20 protein-coding genes and 2 pseudogenes are annotated in these 17,038 nt (G+C 50.6%); 6 read left to right on the top strand and 16 right to left on the bottom strand.

Features of this window, described 5'->3' with window-relative positions; genetic code table 11:
• A pseudogene (locus H6F80_RS22980) lies at positions 1 to 559 on the bottom strand (photosystem II chlorophyll-binding protein CP47); the annotation flags it as partial.
• Positions 560 to 821: 262 nt separating this feature from the next.
• Here H6F80_RS22980 and H6F80_RS22975 point away from each other — a divergent pair.
• Complete coding sequence (locus H6F80_RS22975; protein WP_190793852.1) at positions 822 to 1,211, top strand: 2Fe-2S iron-sulfur cluster-binding protein; 390 nt, start codon at positions 822 to 824, stop codon at positions 1,209 to 1,211.
• A gap of 76 nt (positions 1,212 to 1,287) precedes the next feature.
• On the top strand, positions 1,288 to 1,398 hold the full coding sequence (gene psbM / locus H6F80_RS22970) for a photosystem II reaction center protein PsbM (protein ID WP_190793851.1): 111 nt from the start codon (positions 1,288 to 1,290) through the stop codon (positions 1,396 to 1,398).
• Between the two features lie 209 nt (positions 1,399 to 1,607).
• On the opposite strand, the gene H6F80_RS22965 is transcribed toward psbM, so the two are convergent.
• Entirely contained in the window at positions 1,608 to 2,456 is an 849-nt protein-coding gene (locus H6F80_RS22965) for a universal stress protein (RefSeq protein WP_190793850.1), read from the bottom strand.
• A 424-nt stretch (positions 2,457 to 2,880) separates the two neighbouring features.
• Between H6F80_RS22965 and H6F80_RS22960 the strand changes: the two genes are divergently transcribed.
• The gene (locus tag H6F80_RS22960; RefSeq protein WP_190793849.1) at positions 2,881 to 3,357 is read left to right on the top strand and encodes an acyl-CoA thioesterase; all 477 of its coding nucleotides are present in this window, start codon (positions 2,881 to 2,883) and stop codon (positions 3,355 to 3,357) included.
• Between the two features lie 129 nt (positions 3,358 to 3,486).
• Here the strand turns inward: H6F80_RS22960 and ygfZ are convergent, their stop codons facing one another.
• The gene (gene ygfZ / locus H6F80_RS22955) at positions 3,487 to 4,539 is read right to left on the bottom strand and encodes a CAF17-like 4Fe-4S cluster assembly/insertion protein YgfZ (protein ID WP_190793848.1); all 1,053 of its coding nucleotides are present in this window, start codon (positions 4,537 to 4,539) and stop codon (positions 3,487 to 3,489) included.
• A gap of 125 nt (positions 4,540 to 4,664) precedes the next feature.
• Here ygfZ and H6F80_RS22950 point away from each other — a divergent pair, with 125 nt between their 5' ends.
• Positions 4,665 to 5,597: an SH3 domain-containing protein gene (locus H6F80_RS22950; protein WP_190793847.1), complete on the top strand. Its 933-nt coding sequence runs from the start codon at positions 4,665 to 4,667 to the stop codon at positions 5,595 to 5,597.
• Between the two features lie 9 nt (positions 5,598 to 5,606).
• On the opposite strand, the gene H6F80_RS22945 is transcribed toward H6F80_RS22950, so the two are convergent.
• From H6F80_RS22945 to rpmI, 7 genes are all read right to left on the bottom strand, one after another.
• Entirely contained in the window at positions 5,607 to 6,134 is a 528-nt protein-coding gene (locus tag H6F80_RS22945) for a hypothetical protein (RefSeq protein WP_190793846.1), read from the bottom strand.
• Positions 6,135 to 6,187: 53 nt separating this feature from the next.
• Positions 6,188 to 7,003: a bifunctional hydroxymethylpyrimidine kinase/phosphomethylpyrimidine kinase gene (gene thiD / locus H6F80_RS22940; RefSeq protein WP_190793845.1), complete on the bottom strand. Its 816-nt coding sequence runs from the start codon at positions 7,001 to 7,003 to the stop codon at positions 6,188 to 6,190.
• A gap of 51 nt (positions 7,004 to 7,054) precedes the next feature.
• On the bottom strand, positions 7,055 to 8,107 hold the full coding sequence (locus H6F80_RS22935) for an anthranilate phosphoribosyltransferase family protein (protein WP_190793844.1): 1,053 nt from the start codon (positions 8,105 to 8,107) through the stop codon (positions 7,055 to 7,057).
• 56 nt (positions 8,108 to 8,163) lie between these two features.
• On the bottom strand, positions 8,164 to 9,114 hold the full coding sequence (locus H6F80_RS22930) for a LysR family transcriptional regulator (RefSeq protein WP_190793843.1): 951 nt from the start codon (positions 9,112 to 9,114) through the stop codon (positions 8,164 to 8,166).
• Positions 9,115 to 9,238: 124 nt separating this feature from the next.
• Positions 9,239 to 10,042, bottom strand: coding sequence for a transporter substrate-binding domain-containing protein (locus H6F80_RS22925; protein WP_190793854.1), 804 nt, complete (start codon positions 10,040 to 10,042; stop codon positions 9,239 to 9,241).
• Positions 10,043 to 10,246: 204 nt separating this feature from the next.
• The gene (rplT, locus tag H6F80_RS22920) at positions 10,247 to 10,597 is read right to left on the bottom strand and encodes a 50S ribosomal protein L20 (RefSeq protein ID WP_190793842.1); all 351 of its coding nucleotides are present in this window, start codon (positions 10,595 to 10,597) and stop codon (positions 10,247 to 10,249) included.
• A 27-nt stretch (positions 10,598 to 10,624) separates the two neighbouring features.
• A complete protein-coding gene (rpmI, locus tag H6F80_RS22915; RefSeq protein ID WP_190793841.1) occupies positions 10,625 to 10,822 on the bottom strand; it encodes a 50S ribosomal protein L35 in 198 nt (65 codons plus the stop codon).
• A gap of 227 nt (positions 10,823 to 11,049) precedes the next feature.
• On the opposite strand from rpmI, the gene H6F80_RS22910 reads away from it, so the two are divergent.
• Together H6F80_RS22910 and H6F80_RS22905 are read left to right on the top strand one after the other, a co-directional pair.
• Positions 11,050 to 11,763 carry an NnrU family protein gene (locus H6F80_RS22910; protein WP_190793840.1) on the top strand — a complete coding sequence of 238 codons (714 nt, stop codon included), beginning with the start codon at positions 11,050 to 11,052 and terminating at the stop codon, positions 11,761 to 11,763.
• A gap of 37 nt (positions 11,764 to 11,800) precedes the next feature.
• Complete coding sequence (locus tag H6F80_RS22905; RefSeq protein ID WP_242067523.1) at positions 11,801 to 12,175, top strand: thioredoxin family protein; 375 nt, start codon at positions 11,801 to 11,803, stop codon at positions 12,173 to 12,175.
• Positions 12,176 to 12,211: 36 nt separating this feature from the next.
• On the opposite strand, the gene H6F80_RS22900 is transcribed toward H6F80_RS22905, so the two are convergent.
• The 6 genes and pseudogenes from H6F80_RS22900 to H6F80_RS22875 all read right to left on the bottom strand — a co-directional run.
• Entirely contained in the window at positions 12,212 to 14,116 is a 1,905-nt protein-coding gene (locus tag H6F80_RS22900; RefSeq protein WP_190793839.1) for a protein kinase domain-containing protein, read from the bottom strand.
• A 38-nt stretch (positions 14,117 to 14,154) separates the two neighbouring features.
• On the bottom strand, positions 14,155 to 14,808 hold the full coding sequence (locus tag H6F80_RS22895) for a V4R domain-containing protein (protein WP_190793838.1): 654 nt from the start codon (positions 14,806 to 14,808) through the stop codon (positions 14,155 to 14,157).
• A gap of 59 nt (positions 14,809 to 14,867) precedes the next feature.
• Entirely contained in the window at positions 14,868 to 15,356 is a 489-nt protein-coding gene (locus H6F80_RS22890; protein ID WP_190793837.1) for a bilin-binding protein, read from the bottom strand.
• 87 nt (positions 15,357 to 15,443) lie between these two features.
• Positions 15,444 to 15,770 carry a hypothetical protein gene (locus tag H6F80_RS22885; protein ID WP_190793836.1) on the bottom strand — a complete coding sequence of 109 codons (327 nt, stop codon included), beginning with the start codon at positions 15,768 to 15,770 and terminating at the stop codon, positions 15,444 to 15,446.
• Positions 15,767 to 16,468, bottom strand: a complete 702-nt coding sequence (locus tag H6F80_RS22880; protein ID WP_190793835.1) for a V4R domain-containing protein — start codon at positions 16,466 to 16,468, stop codon at positions 15,767 to 15,769. Before H6F80_RS22880 ends, H6F80_RS22885 begins: the two co-directional genes overlap by 4 nt.
• A gap of 365 nt (positions 16,469 to 16,833) precedes the next feature.
• Positions 16,834 to 17,038, bottom strand: a pseudogene (locus tag H6F80_RS22875) (globin family protein); the annotation flags it as partial.

Genomic DNA, 17,038 nt, shown 5'->3' with positions numbered 1-17,038 from the left:
GACCCCAGGCGGGAGCAACAGGCTGCACGCTTCCGGTTAATCCGTAGGCGTCGGACACCCACATGCCCGGCCCAAATAGACCCGTAAGGTGGAATGCCCCGAATCCAAAACAGAGCAAACCAGAAAGGAACAAATGAATTCCAAACATTTTGGGCAAGTCTAGTGCAGGCTCACCCGTACGCGGATCTCTAAAAAGTTCTAAATCCCAGTAGACCCAGTGCCAGCAGGCAGCCAGGAATAGCAAACCAGAGAGAATAATGTGAGCAGCGGCTACGCCTTCAAACGACCAGAATCCGGGGTCAACGCCCGTTTCGCCCGTAATGCCCCAGCCGCCCCAAGAGCTAGTGACGCCGAGACGCGCCATAAAGGGCATCACGAACATCCCTTGCCGCCACATGGGGTTGAGTACCGGATCGCTCGGATCAAAAATTGCTAGCTCGTAGAGTGCCATCGAGCCAGCCCAGCCTGCCACCAGCGCGGTGTGCATCAGGTGTACAGCAATCAACCGTCCTGGGTCATTCAGGACGACTGTGTGTACGCGATACCAGGGTAGTCCCATCGACTACGCTCCTCCTACTATAAATTTCAACGCTTCCTTCAGCCTTTTATTAAGGTGTCTAATACTGGTTAGCCTACCAGATTATCGGAGCACCCGATCGCACGATTGACAACTGTTGCTCAACCTCTTGTCTAATCAGACTTAAGGAGTTTGGAGACTGGATTGTTTTCCTTGAAAAAAACAATTTGGACAGTTTGGCAATCCGCTTGTAAAAATGAAAGTGTATAAAGAAGTGTAACTAGTGCGAGAGGCGAATGCAAGCATGACTCAAACTGGCGCAGAAGAACAATTAACGCCCTCAGAAGCCCCTGATGCAGCGCAAACTCCGGCAAAAGTTTCGTTCGGTGGAACTATTAAGTTTGTTAAAGAAAACAAGGAAGTTATCGTAGCAGACGGAGCTAATCTCCGCTTTAAGGCATTGGAAAACGGGATCGACCTGTACACCTTTATGGGCAAGATGATGAGCTGCGGCGGCTACGGTCAGTGTGGAACCTGCGTTGTTGAAGTTGTGGAAGGGATGGAAAACCTGTCGCCCCGCACGCCAACTGAGGAGCAAAAGCTGAAGAAGCGATCGACAAATTGCCGCCTTGCTTGCCAAACGCTCGTTCACGGCAGTGCCAGCATTGTGACAAAACCCGCTAAGTCGTCCTGATCATTCTGTTTTGGTCAGGTTGAGGTGTATCCTTAGACCATGGATTGTTAACAAAATGATCTAGAGGCTGGGTTTCATGCAAGTTAATGATTTAGGTTTTGTTGCAACGATTTTGTTTGTCCTGGTGCCTGCGGTATTTCTGATTATTCTGTATATTCAAACCGCGAGTCGGCAGAACAACCCGTAAGATTAATCAGTTTGTAGAGTCGTTTATCGGACTACGAATTGGGACTACGAATTGTTTGTCGCTTGAGCAGTCGTGACTCAAGCATAATCGAAAGTGCCAGGGAGCTTATCTTCTGGCACTTTTTAAGTTGATTGGTTGAGGTGAATCAGGGATGCAAAAGCGGTGTGAGTTCAGGCATTCCCTACTTCCAAAAGGCTGAACTGTTGCCGTTAGCTTCCCGATCGCACCAGCAGCACCGGGCAGTTGGCGTACACGCGCACATAGTCTGACAGCGATTGTCCCAGCAGGCGATCGAGATCCGGGAGACCTTTGGCGATTGAAGGACGGCGATCGGGCGAACCGAGAATCAACAGATCGACATTTAATTCTTCAGCCACCTGACAAATCCGTTCGCCAGGCTTGCCTTCCGGCGCAACACACTTGTAATTAATTCCTTGTTTTTTAGCTTCTGTGATTGCTGGAATCAGCACCGGGTCTTCGTTAGGATTTGCAGCAATTTCGCCAGGCTTGAGTTTCAGGTCAGAATTGGCGTGAACCAGAATGAGTTGACCGTTCTTGATGTCTCGCACAAGGGAGATCGCTAGCTTTAGAGAGTCTTTTGAAGCATCTGACTTATCCAGAGCAACCATGACTCGACTAATTTTCTTAACAAAAAGCTCGTCCTTCACGAGCAGCATGGGACGAGATGCAAGCTGAAAAACGTATTGGCTGACTGAGTTTTCTAGAATTGACTGAATCCGCTTTAGACCACGCGAACCCATAATAATGAGATCCGTGTCAATCTCTTCGGCAACGCGACAGACAATATCTTTTGGATCGCCTTCGCGTAGCACTGCATTGACCTGTGCAGGGTCGAGATTCAGGGTTTGGATGGCGTTTGCCAGAATTTTGCCGCCTTCTTCCCATTTTTGAGTCATTCCCTCAGCGGTGACTTGGGGTGAAACGACGTGTAAAACAGTAACCTTGGCATGCTGGATCATGGGAACTTCCATGAGAGCTTTGAGCATCTCTTCGGTATGTCCCATGCCAGAGTTTGCCAGCAAAATTTTTTCTATCATAATTGCTCCTTAACCTTAACCCGAGGCTGCTGATGAGTTCTCGGTCAATCATGAATTGCTCTATGACTCAGTCTAGGACAGCTTGTAGGTAAAGGAATGGACAGAAAAATAATCGTTTCAATTAGTTAAATCAGGTCAATCAATTAGGGCGATTGTTTCTTAATTAGAGAGATTTGTTCTTACACTGCTTTTTACTCGAAGTCAATAGTTTTTATCGTTTTGATAACTTTAATTTGAGCCGATCGCACTTAACGGGTGGTGCTGAAAAGCGCTGATAACAGAAGTATTTAGCAAATCGATCAGGCAACAAAGACGGCTTGAGATATTAGGAAAAGCTTATTTTGTTTCTAAGTTTTACGTTTAAACCGATGCAAAAAATATTATAAAAACAGGATGATACTCCTTAGCCTTGCCTGGTTTAACGATGCCACAGATTGATCCTTCTTCCGCTCAAGCCATTCAATCGATCGATTCTCAAACTAATCCCCAATGGTTTGACTATCCCATTCGCGTTCACCCTCATCATACTGATCATGGCGGCATTGTCTGGCACGGTTCTTATGTTGTCTGGTTAGAGGAGGCGCGGGTTGAGGCTCTGCGGTCGATTGGGATTGACTATGCAGATTGGGTTACCCTTGGCTGTGAATTGCCCGTAGTAGAGCTTTCGATCCGCTACCATCGCTCGATGCGGCTGGGAATGCAGGGAATTGTAAAAGCCAGGATGGTGCAGGCTCAGGGGGTGCGAATTTTTTGGGACTACCGTATTGAGTCACCGGATGCCCAAGAGCTGTATATCACTGCCCAGGTGACGCTGGTAGCGATCGATCGAGAGAAGGGCAAAATCATGCGCCGACTTCCTGCTCCTGTCCAGGCTGCACTGATGCAAATGAGGCGATGCTAAGCAATTCCTCCTACGGGGTAATCGAGCTGGGGACGGCTTGTGCAAGGGATGGTTTGAGGAGTCGTAGAAATGCTGCATTGCCCTCTAAATTCCCCATCAATGGAGGACTTTGAAACTCAGGTTAGGGCTTTACAGATATTCATGGCTGATAAACGGCAGCGAAGCCAGTTGTCCTTTTGCCTCACCAACCTGTACCACTAAATCGGGAGCGATTGCCTTGGTACGAATGTAGGCGAGTCCAAAAAAACCGTTCTCGGTTGGGGTGCAGCTTGTTAGCTTGCCAATTTTTTCAGCATCAACAGTAATTGGGGTATCAATTTCAGCCGATCGATCGAGCTGGATGCCCCAGAGCTGCTGTTTTACGCCTTTATAGGTGTGAAGGCGGGCGATCGTCTCCTGTCCGATGTAACAGCCCTTGCTGAGGGAAATCGTTTGCCAGAGTCCGGCTTCGAGGGGGTTATAGTCGTCGGTGAGTTCCTGACCGGGAACAGGTCGCCCCTGAAGGATTCTGAGCTGCTGCCAGACTTGTTCACCCATGGGAACTGCTCCTGCTTCTGCCAGGGTTTGCCACAGATTTGCTGCCTGATCTACCTCTGCAATCAGCGTATATCCGGCTAGGGCGAGTCCGCTACCGACTGCTATTCTTACCGGTTGCCCACCGATCGCAGCTTGAACATGATTGCCCAACGGCTGATCGACGATTGCCCCTGCGCCCAATTTTTCTAAAACCTGGCTGCTCTCGGAACCAATTAGGCTGAAAACGCTTTGAGTTGCGGTCAAATCTTTTAGCTCTACTTTGTCCGCAAAAAAGATATAGCGATCCATCCAGGCAATCAGTTTCTCGCTGTAGCCGGGAGAAGCCAGCAGCAGCACGCTATCTTCCATAGCATAGGCACTGACCAAGTCGATTGTCCGGGCTGTTGAAGTGACAAATACCGTGTCGCAACCCTGCCCCGGATTAAGCGTCTGAAAATTGTTGGTCGTTTGGTTATGGAGAAACCGCAGCCGATCGTCTCCTGTCACCCTAATTTTGCCCCAGTGAGATCGATCGTAAAGTGCCACACCAGACTGAGCCGCCTGAAATGCCTGGGCATCGTTGCCAAAGCGAGCAGGAATTTCTACCCCGGCAAGAGTAGTAAAGGTTGCGCCTGCGGCTTGCTGGAGGTCGTGAAGCTGAGTCATGGGTGTCTTTCGCCTGTGCCTTGTTCATCCTTACTTCTCATCATACTGAGCTGCTGTGCTGAAACTGTCGCGTCGCTTTTGTAGTCACTCTTTTCAGACTTAATCAAATTGCTAGAGTAGTCTCTATGAAGCCGCAGCATCTATTTGTCTGGTTTATTGTGCTCAGTTCCTCGATCATAGGTGGCACGCTTGCTCTGGTGAATCACGATCGCCTCAGGTTGCCAATCGATCCCCCTGCCCTGAATAGGCAAAGCAACCGTTCTACCTCTTCATGGCAAAGCCAGCTAAGCCAGAATTCAGCGAGTCAGTTACCTTCTAGCCAACCTGTCAGCCCATATCAACCCGTCGCCCCGGATAGTCTGACGGCTTCGACCTCAGTTGCTCCCCGCCAGCCGATCGTCTTGCGCGATGAAGTTCCTCCTGGCAGTGCGTTTGACCAGTTTCGATCGCAGTTTCGACAGGCAGTTCGCGATCGGAATGTAGCGTTTGTGAAAGGATTGATTCCGGCTGAGGGTCTTTCGATCGGCTTTGGGACACCCCGATCGGCTGAGCAGCTAGAGCTAGAGAATCCGAGTTCGCGATTTTGGGGAGTTTTAGAAAAATCGATTAGTCGGGGATGCGCGGCAGCCAGGCGATCGGATTATCCAACTGTCGATGCCAATTCTGAAGTCTGGATTTGCTCGAACGTAACAGCGGCTTTTAATCAGCAGTATCCCAATCCTGGAACCGAACCGGGAGTTGGCTATGAAATCAGTCGGGTGATTGTCGTGGGAAATCGGGTCAATGTTCGTGCCCAGCCCGTGGTAAATAGCGCGATCGTCGGAGTGCTGAGCAATGAGGTCGTGCAGTTCGATCAGCAAGCCTGGGAAGATTTTCCGCCAGAACAGCGCGAAGCAAAACTGCTGCACCCGATCGACGGCTGGACTCCTGCAATTCTGCCCGATGGACAGAAGGGCTTTGTGTTTAACCGCTATGCTTATCGACCGCTTGGCGAACGTCTTATTTTAGGGCAAGTGAACGGTGCATGGAAAATTCTCTATGTTCCTGCTGGGGATTAGTGCAAACCCTCAAACTTCCTGCTCGGTTGGGGTAACCGCACCGGGAAGACTGCCGAAAATTTGACCGACAATTCGCTTTGCTTTTTCGTCTAGCTGCTGCCAGTCTACGTCCCCTGTTTCGTCAATCAGAGTCGTATCCACTTCAACCTTTAGATCGCGATCGAGCGCATTGAGTACTGGACTGTAGTTGCGAAAGCAGATTTGATAGCATAGCTCCCACAGGTCGATCGTGATGCGCTGACCGTTTTTCTCTAAACAGAGCAGATAGCCGGGATGAGGCTTCGGAAGGCGATCGAGAACGGCGTGAATTTCTTCTGCTTCTTCGGGGCTTGCGGTGGCAAGTTGCTGCTGAAGCTCAACAACCTGTGCCTTGATTGCTTCAGACACATCGGCTGACCAGACCTGCACATCTTCATAAGTGCCTTTCCAGCTAGACTCGTCAAGCTGCTTGCGAATATTGTCGATAATACGGATAAAAACAGGCTGCATCAGCAGTTCTGCCTGCTGCCATGCCAGCGTATTTGCAAATTTGGGCATTCTTTCGCCACTCCTTCGCTTGAATGCTGCCTATCTTGCATCATAGCGATACCTTAACGGTTTACCTCTAGCAGGGGGAAGAAGTGTCCTACGGGTCCCTGTCCCTGTCCGATTCGCAGTGAGTAGTGAAGCGCATGGGTGACGTAGGTTTTTGCCGCCCGGGTCGCAGTAAGAGCATCCTTTCCCTGCGCCAAATTTGCCGCGATCGCTGCTGCCAAAGTACAGCCCGTACCGTGAGTATCGTTTGTGTTTACCGTTTCTGTGCGGAGGACTTCCATCCGATCGCCATCAAACCAAACATCAACGCCGCGCAGTTCTCCCTGCATTCCGCCGCCTTTTACCAGCACCGCTTTTGCACCCAGCGATCGGATTTTTTCAGCCGCCGCCTGCATGGTGTTGAGCGAATCAATTTCTAAACCGCTCAGCATTTGTGCCTCGTAGCGATTGGGCGTGAGGATTGTGGCTAAGGGAACGAGTCGATCGCGCAGGGTTGAAACTGCTGCGTCATCGATCAACTGCGCCCCGGTGCGTGACACCATCACCGGATCGATTACCAGATTGGGCAGCGCTAGCTCAACGGCGCGATCGGCAACCGTGGCAATAATTGCCTGATTCAGCAACATTCCGGTTTTTACTGCCTGCACGCCAATGTCTTGAACAACTGCCTCAATCTGTGCCGCGATTGCTTCTGGCGGTAGAGCATCGACTCGCGTAACGCCGATCGTGTTTTGGGCAGTAATGCAAGTGAGGGCACTGGTTCCATGCACTCGATGAAAGGCAAACGTGCGGAGGTCTGCCTGAATCCCGGCTCCGCCACCGCTATCGGAACCTGCGATCGTCAGGGCGATCGGAACAAAAGGCTGAATCATGATGCGTGAACGTCGATTGTCTGTGAAATGCAAGATACTAGTGTATCGTTCTCAGACCCGCTCCAAACTTTCACGCAACTCCTGAAGAAATTGCAGCACTTTGCCGCTCAACAGCAGCCGTCTTGCTTCCTCCAGTCCGATCGCCAGATCAGGACACAATCCAGACTGCCAGAGATAAAAGCCGCCGTTCCAAACCGTTGATTTCAGCAGCTCGCTGGGTTCGCCGTGCAGCACTGTTTTCAGTTGGTCGATGTACTGCGCTTCGTCTTTCAGAGGCACTTCGGCGGCATCAAAACCATAGTCTCGCGGGTGCAGCAGGAGCCGATTGAGTTCTGTCCCGCTTTCCGGTGTGTGAATGCCGATAATGCAGGTGCGCTCACGGGGCAGGTCACAGCTTCCTTCTAGTCCTTTCACGGTCATAAAGCGATCAGTTCCGCGTAGGGCAAACGCCGATCGCGCCATTTCTTCGGTTGGAGGATGCACAAAGCCAGACACCAGCCTCGACTCTCCCTGATAGGGACACCAGAATAGCTCCAGCGTGGCAAAAGGCGGACGCTTGCCGATTTCTTCCCGATAGGGCACGAGTCCTTCTGCCAGGGGAAAATGGGTTGGTAGATAAACAAATCCCACCCGCGTCTGCTCAAATACCTGCTGGACTTGCATCAGCGAAAGGGTAGACCAATCAATTCCCAACCCCTGCCAAATCTCAATCAGCGGAATCCCCTCTTTGGTAGGCATGCGTCTGCCGCCGTGCATCACGACCGGACAGCCTACCGTTGCCAGCATCAGCGCAACCAGTGGACTGACCGGCGAAGTACGCGATCGTCCGTCATACGGAATGCTCATTACCAAGGTTGGAACGGTCGCGGCGATCGGCGTTAGTTTCGGTCCTAGTTCGTCATAGGCATCCAGCATTCCCGCCAGTTCTTCCCCGGTTGGACGCTTGATGCGGTGGGCAATCATAAATGCGCCAATCTGAGCGGGGGTAGCTTCTTGAGTCAACATCATACGTGTGGCAGCGGCTGCCTCAGTCCGGGTCAAATCCTCGCTCGTGTGCGGTCCACTGCCCACTTTACGGAGCAGATTACGAAATGCTTCACTCATGGGCGGTCGGGTTGTTTGCGATCGGGTTAGCAGGTCAGGAGATTCAGGTCAGGAGGTTAAAGAGGCCATCGGGAGCCAAGCAGGTCATTCGGAGTCGATGGCAGCAGCAGGCGCGGCACTGCCACAAGCTGATGTACCAGTTCGCGAAATCGCTGAATCGGAGGGATTTCCAGACGATCCTGGGTGGTGACCAGCACTACTTCGCGGCTAATGATCGGCTCGTCGGTTGGGCGAATTGCCAGCGTCGGATCACTCTTCATCTCCGATAGCGCGGACTGAGGCAGCAGGGCAACCAGATTTCCCTGTCGCACCATACCGCGAAAACCATCCAGCGTATTTAGTTCGATCGCTGGCTGCAACGAAAGCCCCGATCGCTGAAACTGCTCTTGCACCAATCGCTGCATTCCGTATCCGTCCTTAAACACCACCTGCGGATAGCAAGACAATTCGGCCCACGGAATTCGATCGTACTGCGTGAGGGGGTGACTAGACGAGATCAGAACCGCGATCGGCTCCTGAAACAGAGAGTCCACCACAATTTCTGCGCTAGAGGTGAGAAAGCGGTTGTTCATCACGATCGCCAGATCCACCAAGCCATCTTTCAGCACCTTTAGGGCACGATCGCTGCCCAACGAAGTGACGCGAAGCTGCACCTCTGGATAATCCTGACAGAACTGCTGAAGCACAGGCGGCAGGAAGTACGCAGAAACCGAGTGTATCGACGCTACACAAAGTTCCGGCTGCTTGCCTGCTACCAAATCCGCCAACTCCGTCGTTGCGTTCTGCCATTCCTGACAGATTTTACGAGCACGCGGCAAAAAACGTTCTCCGGCGATCGTCAGCTTTGCCTGAGAGGCGCGATGAAACAGGGGTAGCCCCAGCTCTGCTTCTAATGCCTGAATTTGCCGACTAATCGTGGACTGCGTCACTTGACAGCGACGGGTTGCCTGCTGAAAACTACCCGCTTCCGCCACTGCCAAAAATGCTTGCAACTGTTCCAGCCGCATAATATCTCAACGTAGAGAATCCCGAAATAGAAGATCGATCGCTTCCTGTTCTCCGGTATCGCTACGTTAAGGGAATTGGGAGCGTGTCTTAGTATCGCAAACTACGATATTGGCTGTAAAACGGTCAGAATTCAGATGTTTGTCTCACCTCAGGAATACCGTCTTCGGGTAAACCCCAAAACAACACTCGCTGCTGCAACGTTCCAGACTCTTGCCACTGCTCGATCGCTGTATTCACCTGCTGCCGCAAAGCGGCAAACTGCTGTCCTCTTGGCATTCCAACGGCAAGCGCATCAGCAGAAATCAGATTTGGCAACAGGCGATCGTCTGGGAATTCTTGCACCCAGCCTGCTAGCACCGTCGCGTCTGCTGCAAATGCGGCTACCTCATCTGTCTGCAACACTGCCTTTGCTTCCTGGTATGAATTGATGCCCCGTAGCTGCACGTTGGGGATGAGCGATCGAACCGTTGATATCGTATCTGACCCATTTAGCACTGCAATTTGCTGTCCGCTCAAATCCCGCAGTGATTGAACTGCCTCACTTCGCGTCACAAAACCGGTGCCGTCAATAAAGTAAGGCAAGCTAAAATCCACCAATCGAGCGCGGGCATCCGTAACGCTGAGTCGGGCGATGACTAAATCCGCTTGATCTTCGAGCAGGCTACTGATTCGATCGCGGTTCGCAACGGGCAAAAACTGTACTGCATTCGCATCCCCTAGCAAAGCCTGAGCCAGCCAGCGTGCCAGGTCAATTTCAAACCCCTGAACTTGTCCGCCATTGCTAATAAACCCCAGGGGACGCAAATTGTCTTTGACTGCCACTACCAAATAGCCGCGCTGCCGAATTTCAGCCAACGTCGCTGCGGCTCCCGGTTCCACAAATCCACAGACAAACCCGATCGCCCATCCACCCAATAGCAAACTCATAGACAGAAAACGATTGAGGCGATCGAATCTCTTCCGCAGAAGCTTCATGCAGCGAACTAGTTAAGGTAAATAGAAGTTGAGGTAAACAATTTTTGTCTACTTAAAACAATTCGCCTCAGCAATCACTTGCTCAGGCAAATTTGAACTCGGTTTCATAACCGACAGTTAAGCTGTATTAGGGCAAGCGTCAAAGAACAGCAGACGTTAAGCCTGGGTGACTACCTCAACTACTTTGCCAAACCCAGCCGGGTCAAGCACTGCCATTTGTGCCAGCATCTTGCGGTTAATTTGCACCTCTGCTTTCTTCAGTCCGCCCATCAATTTGCTGTAGCTGATGCCATGCTGCCGTGCGGCGGCGTTAATGCGAACGATCCACAGACGACGAAAATCGCGCTTACGGCGGCGACGATCGCGATAGGCATTTCGCAGTGCCTTCATCACGACCTGATTGGCCGTGCGGAACAGCCGAGAGTGAGACCCCCGGAAGCCCTTCGCTAATTTGAGAATCTTTTTGCGGCGTTTGCGAGCGACATTGCCGCGCTTAACCCGTGTCATATAACTTTACTTCTCCTGGACTTCAATTTACGAATAAGGCAGCATCAGTTCAACGTTTTCAGCATCCCGCTCGTTCACGACCGCTAATCCGGTGATTCGACGCTTGCGCTCGGCGGACTTGTGCTGGAGCAGGTGATTTTTAAAAGCCTTGCGGCGCATTAACTTACCGCTACCGCTACGCTGGAACCGCTTGGCGGCGGCTTTACGAGTCTTAAGTTTGGGCATGGCTCGCCTACTGGTTTAGCTGATTTGACACAGTCTACAATCTTACTATCAGAAAGCCCTAAAGTGCAACTTTCCCGCCAAGGAAAATCCGGCGGAAAAGTCGCGATCGATCGTCAGGTTTTCCCATTTACAGCAAGCACCCTCTCGGTCTAAAGTCCTGATCTAGGGCTGCAATATTTTTTAACGAATTCTTTTATTGCTTCTTTATTACTGGGTGGATACAGGTTATGGGTGAAGGATGGCTGACTGCAAGCCACGGAATCATGTTCGGGCTGCTGCTGGGTTTTGCGATCGTGCATAGCGGGCTGGCGGCACTGCGCCCTAAAGGCGAAAAGCTGATTGGGGCACGGCTCTATCGGGTTATGTTTGCCTTGGTAAGTTTGCCCTATGCCGTGGTTCTGATTGTGTATTTTATTAGTCATCGCTATGACGGGGTGCGCCTGTGGAATGTTCAGGGCAATGGAACCGTTGAGGCGATCGTCTGGATACTGTCTGCTATTTCGTTTTTGTTTCTTTATCCGGCAACCTTTAATTTGCTGGAAGTGGCTGCAATTCAAAAGCCTCAAGTACATCTTTACGAAACGGGCATTATTCGGATTACCCGTCACCCGCAGATGGTGGGGCAGGTAATTTGGTGTATTGCCCATACGCTATGGGTCGGAACCAGCTTTATGATTGTGACTTCGCTGGGGCTGATTCTGCATCACCTGTTTGCTGTGTGGCACGGCGATCGACGGCTCAAAGTTCGCTATGGAGAAGCATTTGATGTGGTAAGAGCAAGAACTTCCGTGATTCCGTTCCTGGCAATCTTGCAGGGGCGGCAAACATTTCATCTGAAAGAAATGCTGCGTCCTGCCTACATCGGAGTGACCCTATTCGTACTGATCTTTTGGTGGATTCACCCTATTTTGATTCGCGCAACGAGTAACGTAGGCTGGTAGCATGATCCCAAAGGCTCATGGAACGAACAATTAGAAAATGGGCAACATGATGCTAACGGTAAATCAGTTGACATTCGATCAGGAAGTCTTGGGTTCGGCTACGCCTGTGCTGGTAAACTTTTGGGCACCCTGGTGCGGAGTCTGTCGGATGATTGATCCGCTACTGCTTGAACTCCAGAAAGATTGGGACGGGCAAATCAAACTAGTCAGTATCAACGCAGACGACAATCTTAAGTTATCAAACACCTATAAACTCAAAACTTTACCGACGGTGCTGCTCTTCAATAAACAGCAGGTTCTTTGCCGAATCGATCGCTTCCACAATCGCAGCGATTTTCGTGAAGCCTCAGCAATGCTGCAAGTTGCACTATCCGAAGTTCTGCCCCATCGCTCTTATTCCGCCTCGGTTTAGAGCGATTCTGATTTCAAGCTACTTTTTAAGCTCAAACTAGAAAATCAGGTCAACGTCAACGTCTTTGAGATTCACGGTATAGAGGCTGCCCTGTGAGCCGTTCCAGGTAGCGATCGCCACTTGGTGCTGCTCCAGGGCAGTTATTGCTGTAATCGGTTCGGGCGCGATGAGACAGCCCACTTTTTGCCCTTCTACGTCAAGCAAAACGATTTTTCCTTCCTGATCTGACAGCAGATACCCCCAGGGAGCCGTTGCCAGAAAAATGGGGGTAATATCAACGCTAATTCTCAGGATGCGGTAGGGCTTGAGGTCAAGCAGTGCCACAAGACCAGGGTTGTCCCGATCGACCGCTAGCAAACGATAAGGCTTGGAAGTCACCAGGGTAGCTCCCAGGCGGAGGGGCAGCATTAATGCTCCAATGCGAAGCCCTCTCCGGCAGAAAATTTGGACTTCTGTACCGTGGCTCAGCTCCTCAGCTTTCTGTGAGGATTTGACGGTCAATCCGCCTTGGTCGCCGTCGCTGTCAATATCGGTCAAGATTGCAACGTGATGGGCATCGAGTGCAAAGATGCGACTGGAACGCGTCGATCGCCCAGGCAGGGAAATCGGCATTGGGTCAGAGACGATCTGCATTTGGGTTGCCACCTGAGACAAACGCTCAAAGCAGAGATAGGGTTCGCCGTGTGAGTTGGGGGCAAGCACTGCAAGCCAGCGTCCTTTTGCTTCGAGCACCACCTGGCTAAACGGCAGCAGGCTTCTGATTTGCTGAGGGATTAAGGTAGCTGCCTGCACCTCTGGGCAGATGAGGTAAAGAGCCTTTTCTGCAACTACAAAGCAGCCTTGAGGACGACAAGCTAACTGGATAATTGGAGAGGGTAGTCGCGCAAGCTGCCAAAGCTTTGAGCAAGGAATGTAGGTCGTCGGCAACGGGTCTGCTCCCTGATAGGCTTGAAAAGCGGCTTGTTGATTGCTACCTCGAAACACATAGGTCTGGAGCTGATTTGCCGTCGCGCAGAGCGCAGTGACAGGGGAGCGCAACGTTTCTTGAGATTGAGCATGAAACGCTGTAGAACAAGGCAACGTTACTGGTTTAAGCAAAGGCAGGACTGCTGTTGAATCGAGCAAATCAGCGGCACGAGCGATCGAGAGAATGGCTTCTCGCATTTCCTGTGCCGATCGAAATCGCCGCGCCGAAAGCTTTTGCAGCGCAGTGACAAGAATTGGCTTCCAAACTTCGGGAAAAGACGCTGGAAAAGTGACCGGATGATTCAGGTGGGCGGTCATTAACTCAGCAGGAGTTCCCGAAAAAGGGCGATGACCCACCAGCAGTTCGTACAGCAACACTCCAACTGCATACAGGTCAGAAATAGGAGAAAACTGACCATAAAACCGTTCTGGAGCCATGTAAGCAGGCGAACCGCTATTGGTATTGCTCAGGCGATGATCGTCTAATTCTTGATTGAGACGGGCAATGCCAAAATCAGAAATGCGGGCTGTCCAGCCGATCGAGGTTACGTTGAGCAGGATATTTTCCGGTTTGATGTCGCAGTGAACAATCTGCCGAGCATGAGCGTGTTCCAGCCCTGCCAGAATATCGATCACCAGCTTTAGGCTCTGGGAAAAGCTGAGTCCGCCCTCTTCTGCAATCAAGCTTCTGAGTGTGCCGCCTTCGCAGTAGTCCATGACCAGGTAGCGTCCGGTCGCGGTATGCTCAACTGCCTGAAACATCACAATGTTAGGGTGCTGGAGGCTAAGTAGAAAGCGGAGTTCCCGTAAAAATTTAGCTGTGGGAAAGCGATGGCGATCGAGGTCTTTTAGCGCAGCAAGCTGCCCGGTCTGCCGATGGGCGCCACAAAACACACGCCCAAACTGTCCTTGCCCAACCAGACCGAGAAGACGATATTTTGAACGTTTTGGTTCACTTTCTAGAGGTTTTGCCACGTGCGCTCACCCTCAGCAAAACATCTCACCCCAAAGCTCTACTGGCAAAGCTGCTGCATAATTGTATCGTGGTCGAAGTTAGTCACCATTGTTTCGGCTGGCTCAATCCGCTTTGACAAACCTAGAACAAAGCGATTACAGTCCGCGCCTAGAGATTCACAGCTTGTTTGGATACAGTGTAGCTCCCTGCCCGACAATTGACTGAAAAAGCTTGATAAAACGCCCGCCTCTAAAAAACAAACCGGATACTCCCACTGAGGTGCAAGACGAACAAAGGGAGAGTTCCAAATTTTAATGATCAAGAAGCCGCGACTTTGATAAGTCTGGTCGAGTTCAAGCCTGCCCCAGCCATGGGTAATCCAGCACTGCTGCAGACAGCGCAGAAATTCAGCCATTGGCAGATTCGCTGCTGAAGTTTCGTAGTAGTGACTGAGCTGCTCCCAGAAACGGGTGTAAAAGCTTTTGCCCCACCAGCGACCGCAGTTAAACAGGACGAGACGAGCTGCCTGTCCAGTTTCTTTTTCGAGTCCAGAATAGATGGCTTGCAGCAGAGTTTCAGGTAGAGCAAGTAGCCGATCGCCCTGACGGTTTTGGAGCAGCCCCAGTTCTAATTCACTACGGACATACACATCTGGCGCGAAATAGTTACCTGGAACGGGAGCATTGCTGATTAAATCTGCAACAGAAATCATAGGGATGAAGTTAGGGGAGGGGGAGAGAGAAGCAATTGGCGAATTAAGGGCAAAAAGAATTAGCCGAGCAGACCACCGCTGAGCAAAGCGGTTTCAGGCTGTTGAGCTTGAGCCAGCAGCAGCATTGGCCTGAGCAGATTCATTGCCTTGCTGTCTAAGGTTTGAGTTAGCCTTAGATTCAGGTAGTGATAAAGGGTCGCGTCAATCGCTTCAGTGTTGTAAATGTGGCTCATTTCACTGAACCAGGTAACATATCGATCACACACAATCCGATCGTCGTTCATCAGCATTCCCATCGCGCAGTAGCGCAGCATCAGCACTGCATTTTTAATACTGCGTTCTAAAAGCTCAGTTTTTTCTTGGGGCATGGCCGCCTGAAGCTGATCCGCAACCCACTGCATAATGTCGATTTCACGATCGCGCAGCATTCGGTAAATTTGAAGGCGATCGGGTAGAGAACCAACATACTGGTTCAGGAGCTTCAGTTCTTCTGGCTTAAGGAAGCGGTTTTCTGCGTTATCAAAAATGGATTCAAGAAAAGAATTCATAAGCAGAGGATGAAGGGCAAAAGGAACGGCTGCAAACAGAGTTTAGATCCAGATCAAATTAGATTTCGGATCAGATTTAGATTCAGATCAAAACAAATCAGAAAAATCATCAAGCGTAAACGACTCAACAGAGGCAGGAAAAAGGGAGTCTTCCAGGGTTGTGGTGCAATGCGGTTCTCCTTGTAAATGAAGCAGGCTGCCTTCCCAGTTGATGGTGCTAAAGAACTGGCTGACCGTCAGCATTAAACTGGCAGCAGGATCATCATCCGACCCAGAAGATATCTGAAATTTATGCAGCTCCGGGGGTTGATTGTCCCAGTTGAAGTGGCTGAAGAACTGCTGGACAGACTGCTGCATCCAGGAATGATTTGAATGGGCTGAACCGTTGGGCAAGGAAAAGAGTGCATTGGTCATCGCAGCACCTCCCCGGCTTTTAGCCGTTTCTCAATATCTTTTGCGGTTGCGCCCTCGTTTAACCAAAATGTCGCTGCATCAATTCGCTCCTGTCCGCCGAGCAAGAATTTGCAGTAGGTTTCGCCCATTGAGTAGCACTGAATTTCGATGCAGCTTAGCTGTTTTCTAACTAACTCCGTGAAAAATCCGGCAAAGAGACCTGCGTAAAGATGACAGACAGGCTTCCCCACATCGCCAAGCGTTCGAGCAACGGCTGAATCGAAAATGTTAATAAACATAAAGCCCTGCTTTCGATCGCCCATATCCACTTCCCAGCGTCCCCACCCCTGCGATACAAAGGGCCACCACCAGGTTTCTAGCAGAAACAGCAGATTCGTTTGACGCATTCCACAATCGAACTCCTTTTCAAACCATTTCTCAAAGAAGAAAGCGTCTTTCTGACCCCACTCACAGCCGATCGTGTACATGGTAACGGCAGAGGCATCGCCCACTTCTTCTTCTAGCCCCTCGACCAAGCCAATAATAAAATCTTCAGTCGTTAAGATATTGTGGCTACCATTCCAATCGACGATCGTCCCTTTATCAGGGTCGAAGTGAAAAAAGTCACGAAAGCCGTAGTGGTTATGCTTTTTGGGATGTTTCTGCCGGGCAGGATTCGATGATTCTGTTAAGGTTGCTGCGGTTTTTGCGGTAATCATAATTGTTTGGGTTTAACGGTCTTGGATTAAGCAGGGTATTTCGATGTCTGCTGAGGGCTGTAAAAATTGTTTGATTTGATAAAAAGCTGCGGATTGAGGAGCGAATGGCAGAAAGCCCAGCTTCACTAAAGAACTTGAAAAAATAGCCTTACCCATCCGGGTTTGTTACGGAGCTTTACGAGCTCTTTTCACAGTTTCTAACCGTAGAAAGCAAGATTTTACTGAACGCAAATTTGAAAATTAAGTTTGTGAGGAGTGACCTCTTTAAAGGTTAAGCAGGTTAAAGGTTAAACAGAAAGAAACTAGCTTTTGCTCTGCTGTCTAAGCGATCGCTCAAGAGCCATGAGCGCGAGGCGATTTGCGGTTTAATTTACTGACCCTAAGGATTGGCGAGCGAGTTCGAGAATCGGGCAAAGTCGATCGGCTTGTTGAGCGGAAAGCTGCCGCTTAAAGACCTCTTGCATTAACTGATAAGTGACGCGACAGCTTTGCTGTGCCCCAAAAGCACGCATAATCTGAGGCCAGGATGAAAATTGCTCTTGCAGCGTCTCCAGGTCATTAAACAGCATT

Origin of the sequence: Leptolyngbya sp. FACHB-711 (assembly GCF_014695615.1) — a bacterium.
In the GTDB taxonomy this organism is placed as follows: domain Bacteria; phylum Cyanobacteriota; class Cyanobacteriia; order Elainellales; family Elainellaceae; genus Leptolyngbya_A.
Note: the sequence above shows the minus strand (reverse complement) of the source record. Positions and strands in the feature narration are given on the sequence as shown.

What these genes read in the sequence shown, in the direction of transcription:
- H6F80_RS22945 (WP_190793846.1), bottom strand. Translation starts at nt 6,134, where the DNA reads ATGCCCAAATTTGCAAATACGCTGGCATGGCAGCAGGCAGAACTGCTG.
- H6F80_RS22925 (WP_190793854.1), bottom strand. Translation starts at nt 10,042, where the DNA reads ATGAGTTTGCTATTGGGTGGATGGGCGATCGGGTTTGTCTGTGGATTT.
- psbM (WP_190793851.1), top strand. Translation starts at nt 1,288, where the DNA reads ATGCAAGTTAATGATTTAGGTTTTGTTGCAACGATTTTGTTTGTCCTG.
- ygfZ (WP_190793848.1), bottom strand. Translation starts at nt 4,539, where the DNA reads ATGACTCAGCTTCACGACCTCCAGCAAGCCGCAGGCGCAACCTTTACT.
- H6F80_RS22895 (WP_190793838.1), bottom strand. Translation starts at nt 14,808, where the DNA reads ATGATTTCTGTTGCAGATTTAATCAGCAATGCTCCCGTTCCAGGTAAC.
- rplT (WP_190793842.1), bottom strand. Translation starts at nt 10,597, where the DNA reads ATGACACGGGTTAAGCGCGGCAATGTCGCTCGCAAACGCCGCAAAAAG.
- H6F80_RS22885 (WP_190793836.1), bottom strand. Translation starts at nt 15,770, where the DNA reads ATGACCAATGCACTCTTTTCCTTGCCCAACGGTTCAGCCCATTCAAAT.
- H6F80_RS22910 (WP_190793840.1), top strand. Translation starts at nt 11,050, where the DNA reads ATGGGTGAAGGATGGCTGACTGCAAGCCACGGAATCATGTTCGGGCTG.
- H6F80_RS22930 (WP_190793843.1), bottom strand. Translation starts at nt 9,114, where the DNA reads ATGCGGCTGGAACAGTTGCAAGCATTTTTGGCAGTGGCGGAAGCGGGT.
- rpmI (WP_190793841.1), bottom strand. Translation starts at nt 10,822, where the DNA reads ATGCCCAAACTTAAGACTCGTAAAGCCGCCGCCAAGCGGTTCCAGCGT.
- thiD (WP_190793845.1), bottom strand. Translation starts at nt 7,003, where the DNA reads ATGATTCAGCCTTTTGTTCCGATCGCCCTGACGATCGCAGGTTCCGAT.
- H6F80_RS22890 (WP_190793837.1), bottom strand. Translation starts at nt 15,356, where the DNA reads ATGAATTCTTTTCTTGAATCCATTTTTGATAACGCAGAAAACCGCTTC.
- H6F80_RS22935 (WP_190793844.1), bottom strand. Translation starts at nt 8,107, where the DNA reads ATGAGTGAAGCATTTCGTAATCTGCTCCGTAAAGTGGGCAGTGGACCG.
- H6F80_RS22965 (WP_190793850.1), bottom strand. Translation starts at nt 2,456, where the DNA reads ATGATAGAAAAAATTTTGCTGGCAAACTCTGGCATGGGACATACCGAA.
- H6F80_RS22960 (WP_190793849.1), top strand. Translation starts at nt 2,881, where the DNA reads ATGCCACAGATTGATCCTTCTTCCGCTCAAGCCATTCAATCGATCGAT.
- H6F80_RS22880 (WP_190793835.1), bottom strand. Translation starts at nt 16,468, where the DNA reads ATGATTACCGCAAAAACCGCAGCAACCTTAACAGAATCATCGAATCCT.
- H6F80_RS22950 (WP_190793847.1), top strand. Translation starts at nt 4,665, where the DNA reads ATGAAGCCGCAGCATCTATTTGTCTGGTTTATTGTGCTCAGTTCCTCG.
- H6F80_RS22975 (WP_190793852.1), top strand. Translation starts at nt 822, where the DNA reads ATGACTCAAACTGGCGCAGAAGAACAATTAACGCCCTCAGAAGCCCCT.
- H6F80_RS22905 (WP_242067523.1), top strand. Translation starts at nt 11,801, where the DNA reads ATGGGCAACATGATGCTAACGGTAAATCAGTTGACATTCGATCAGGAA.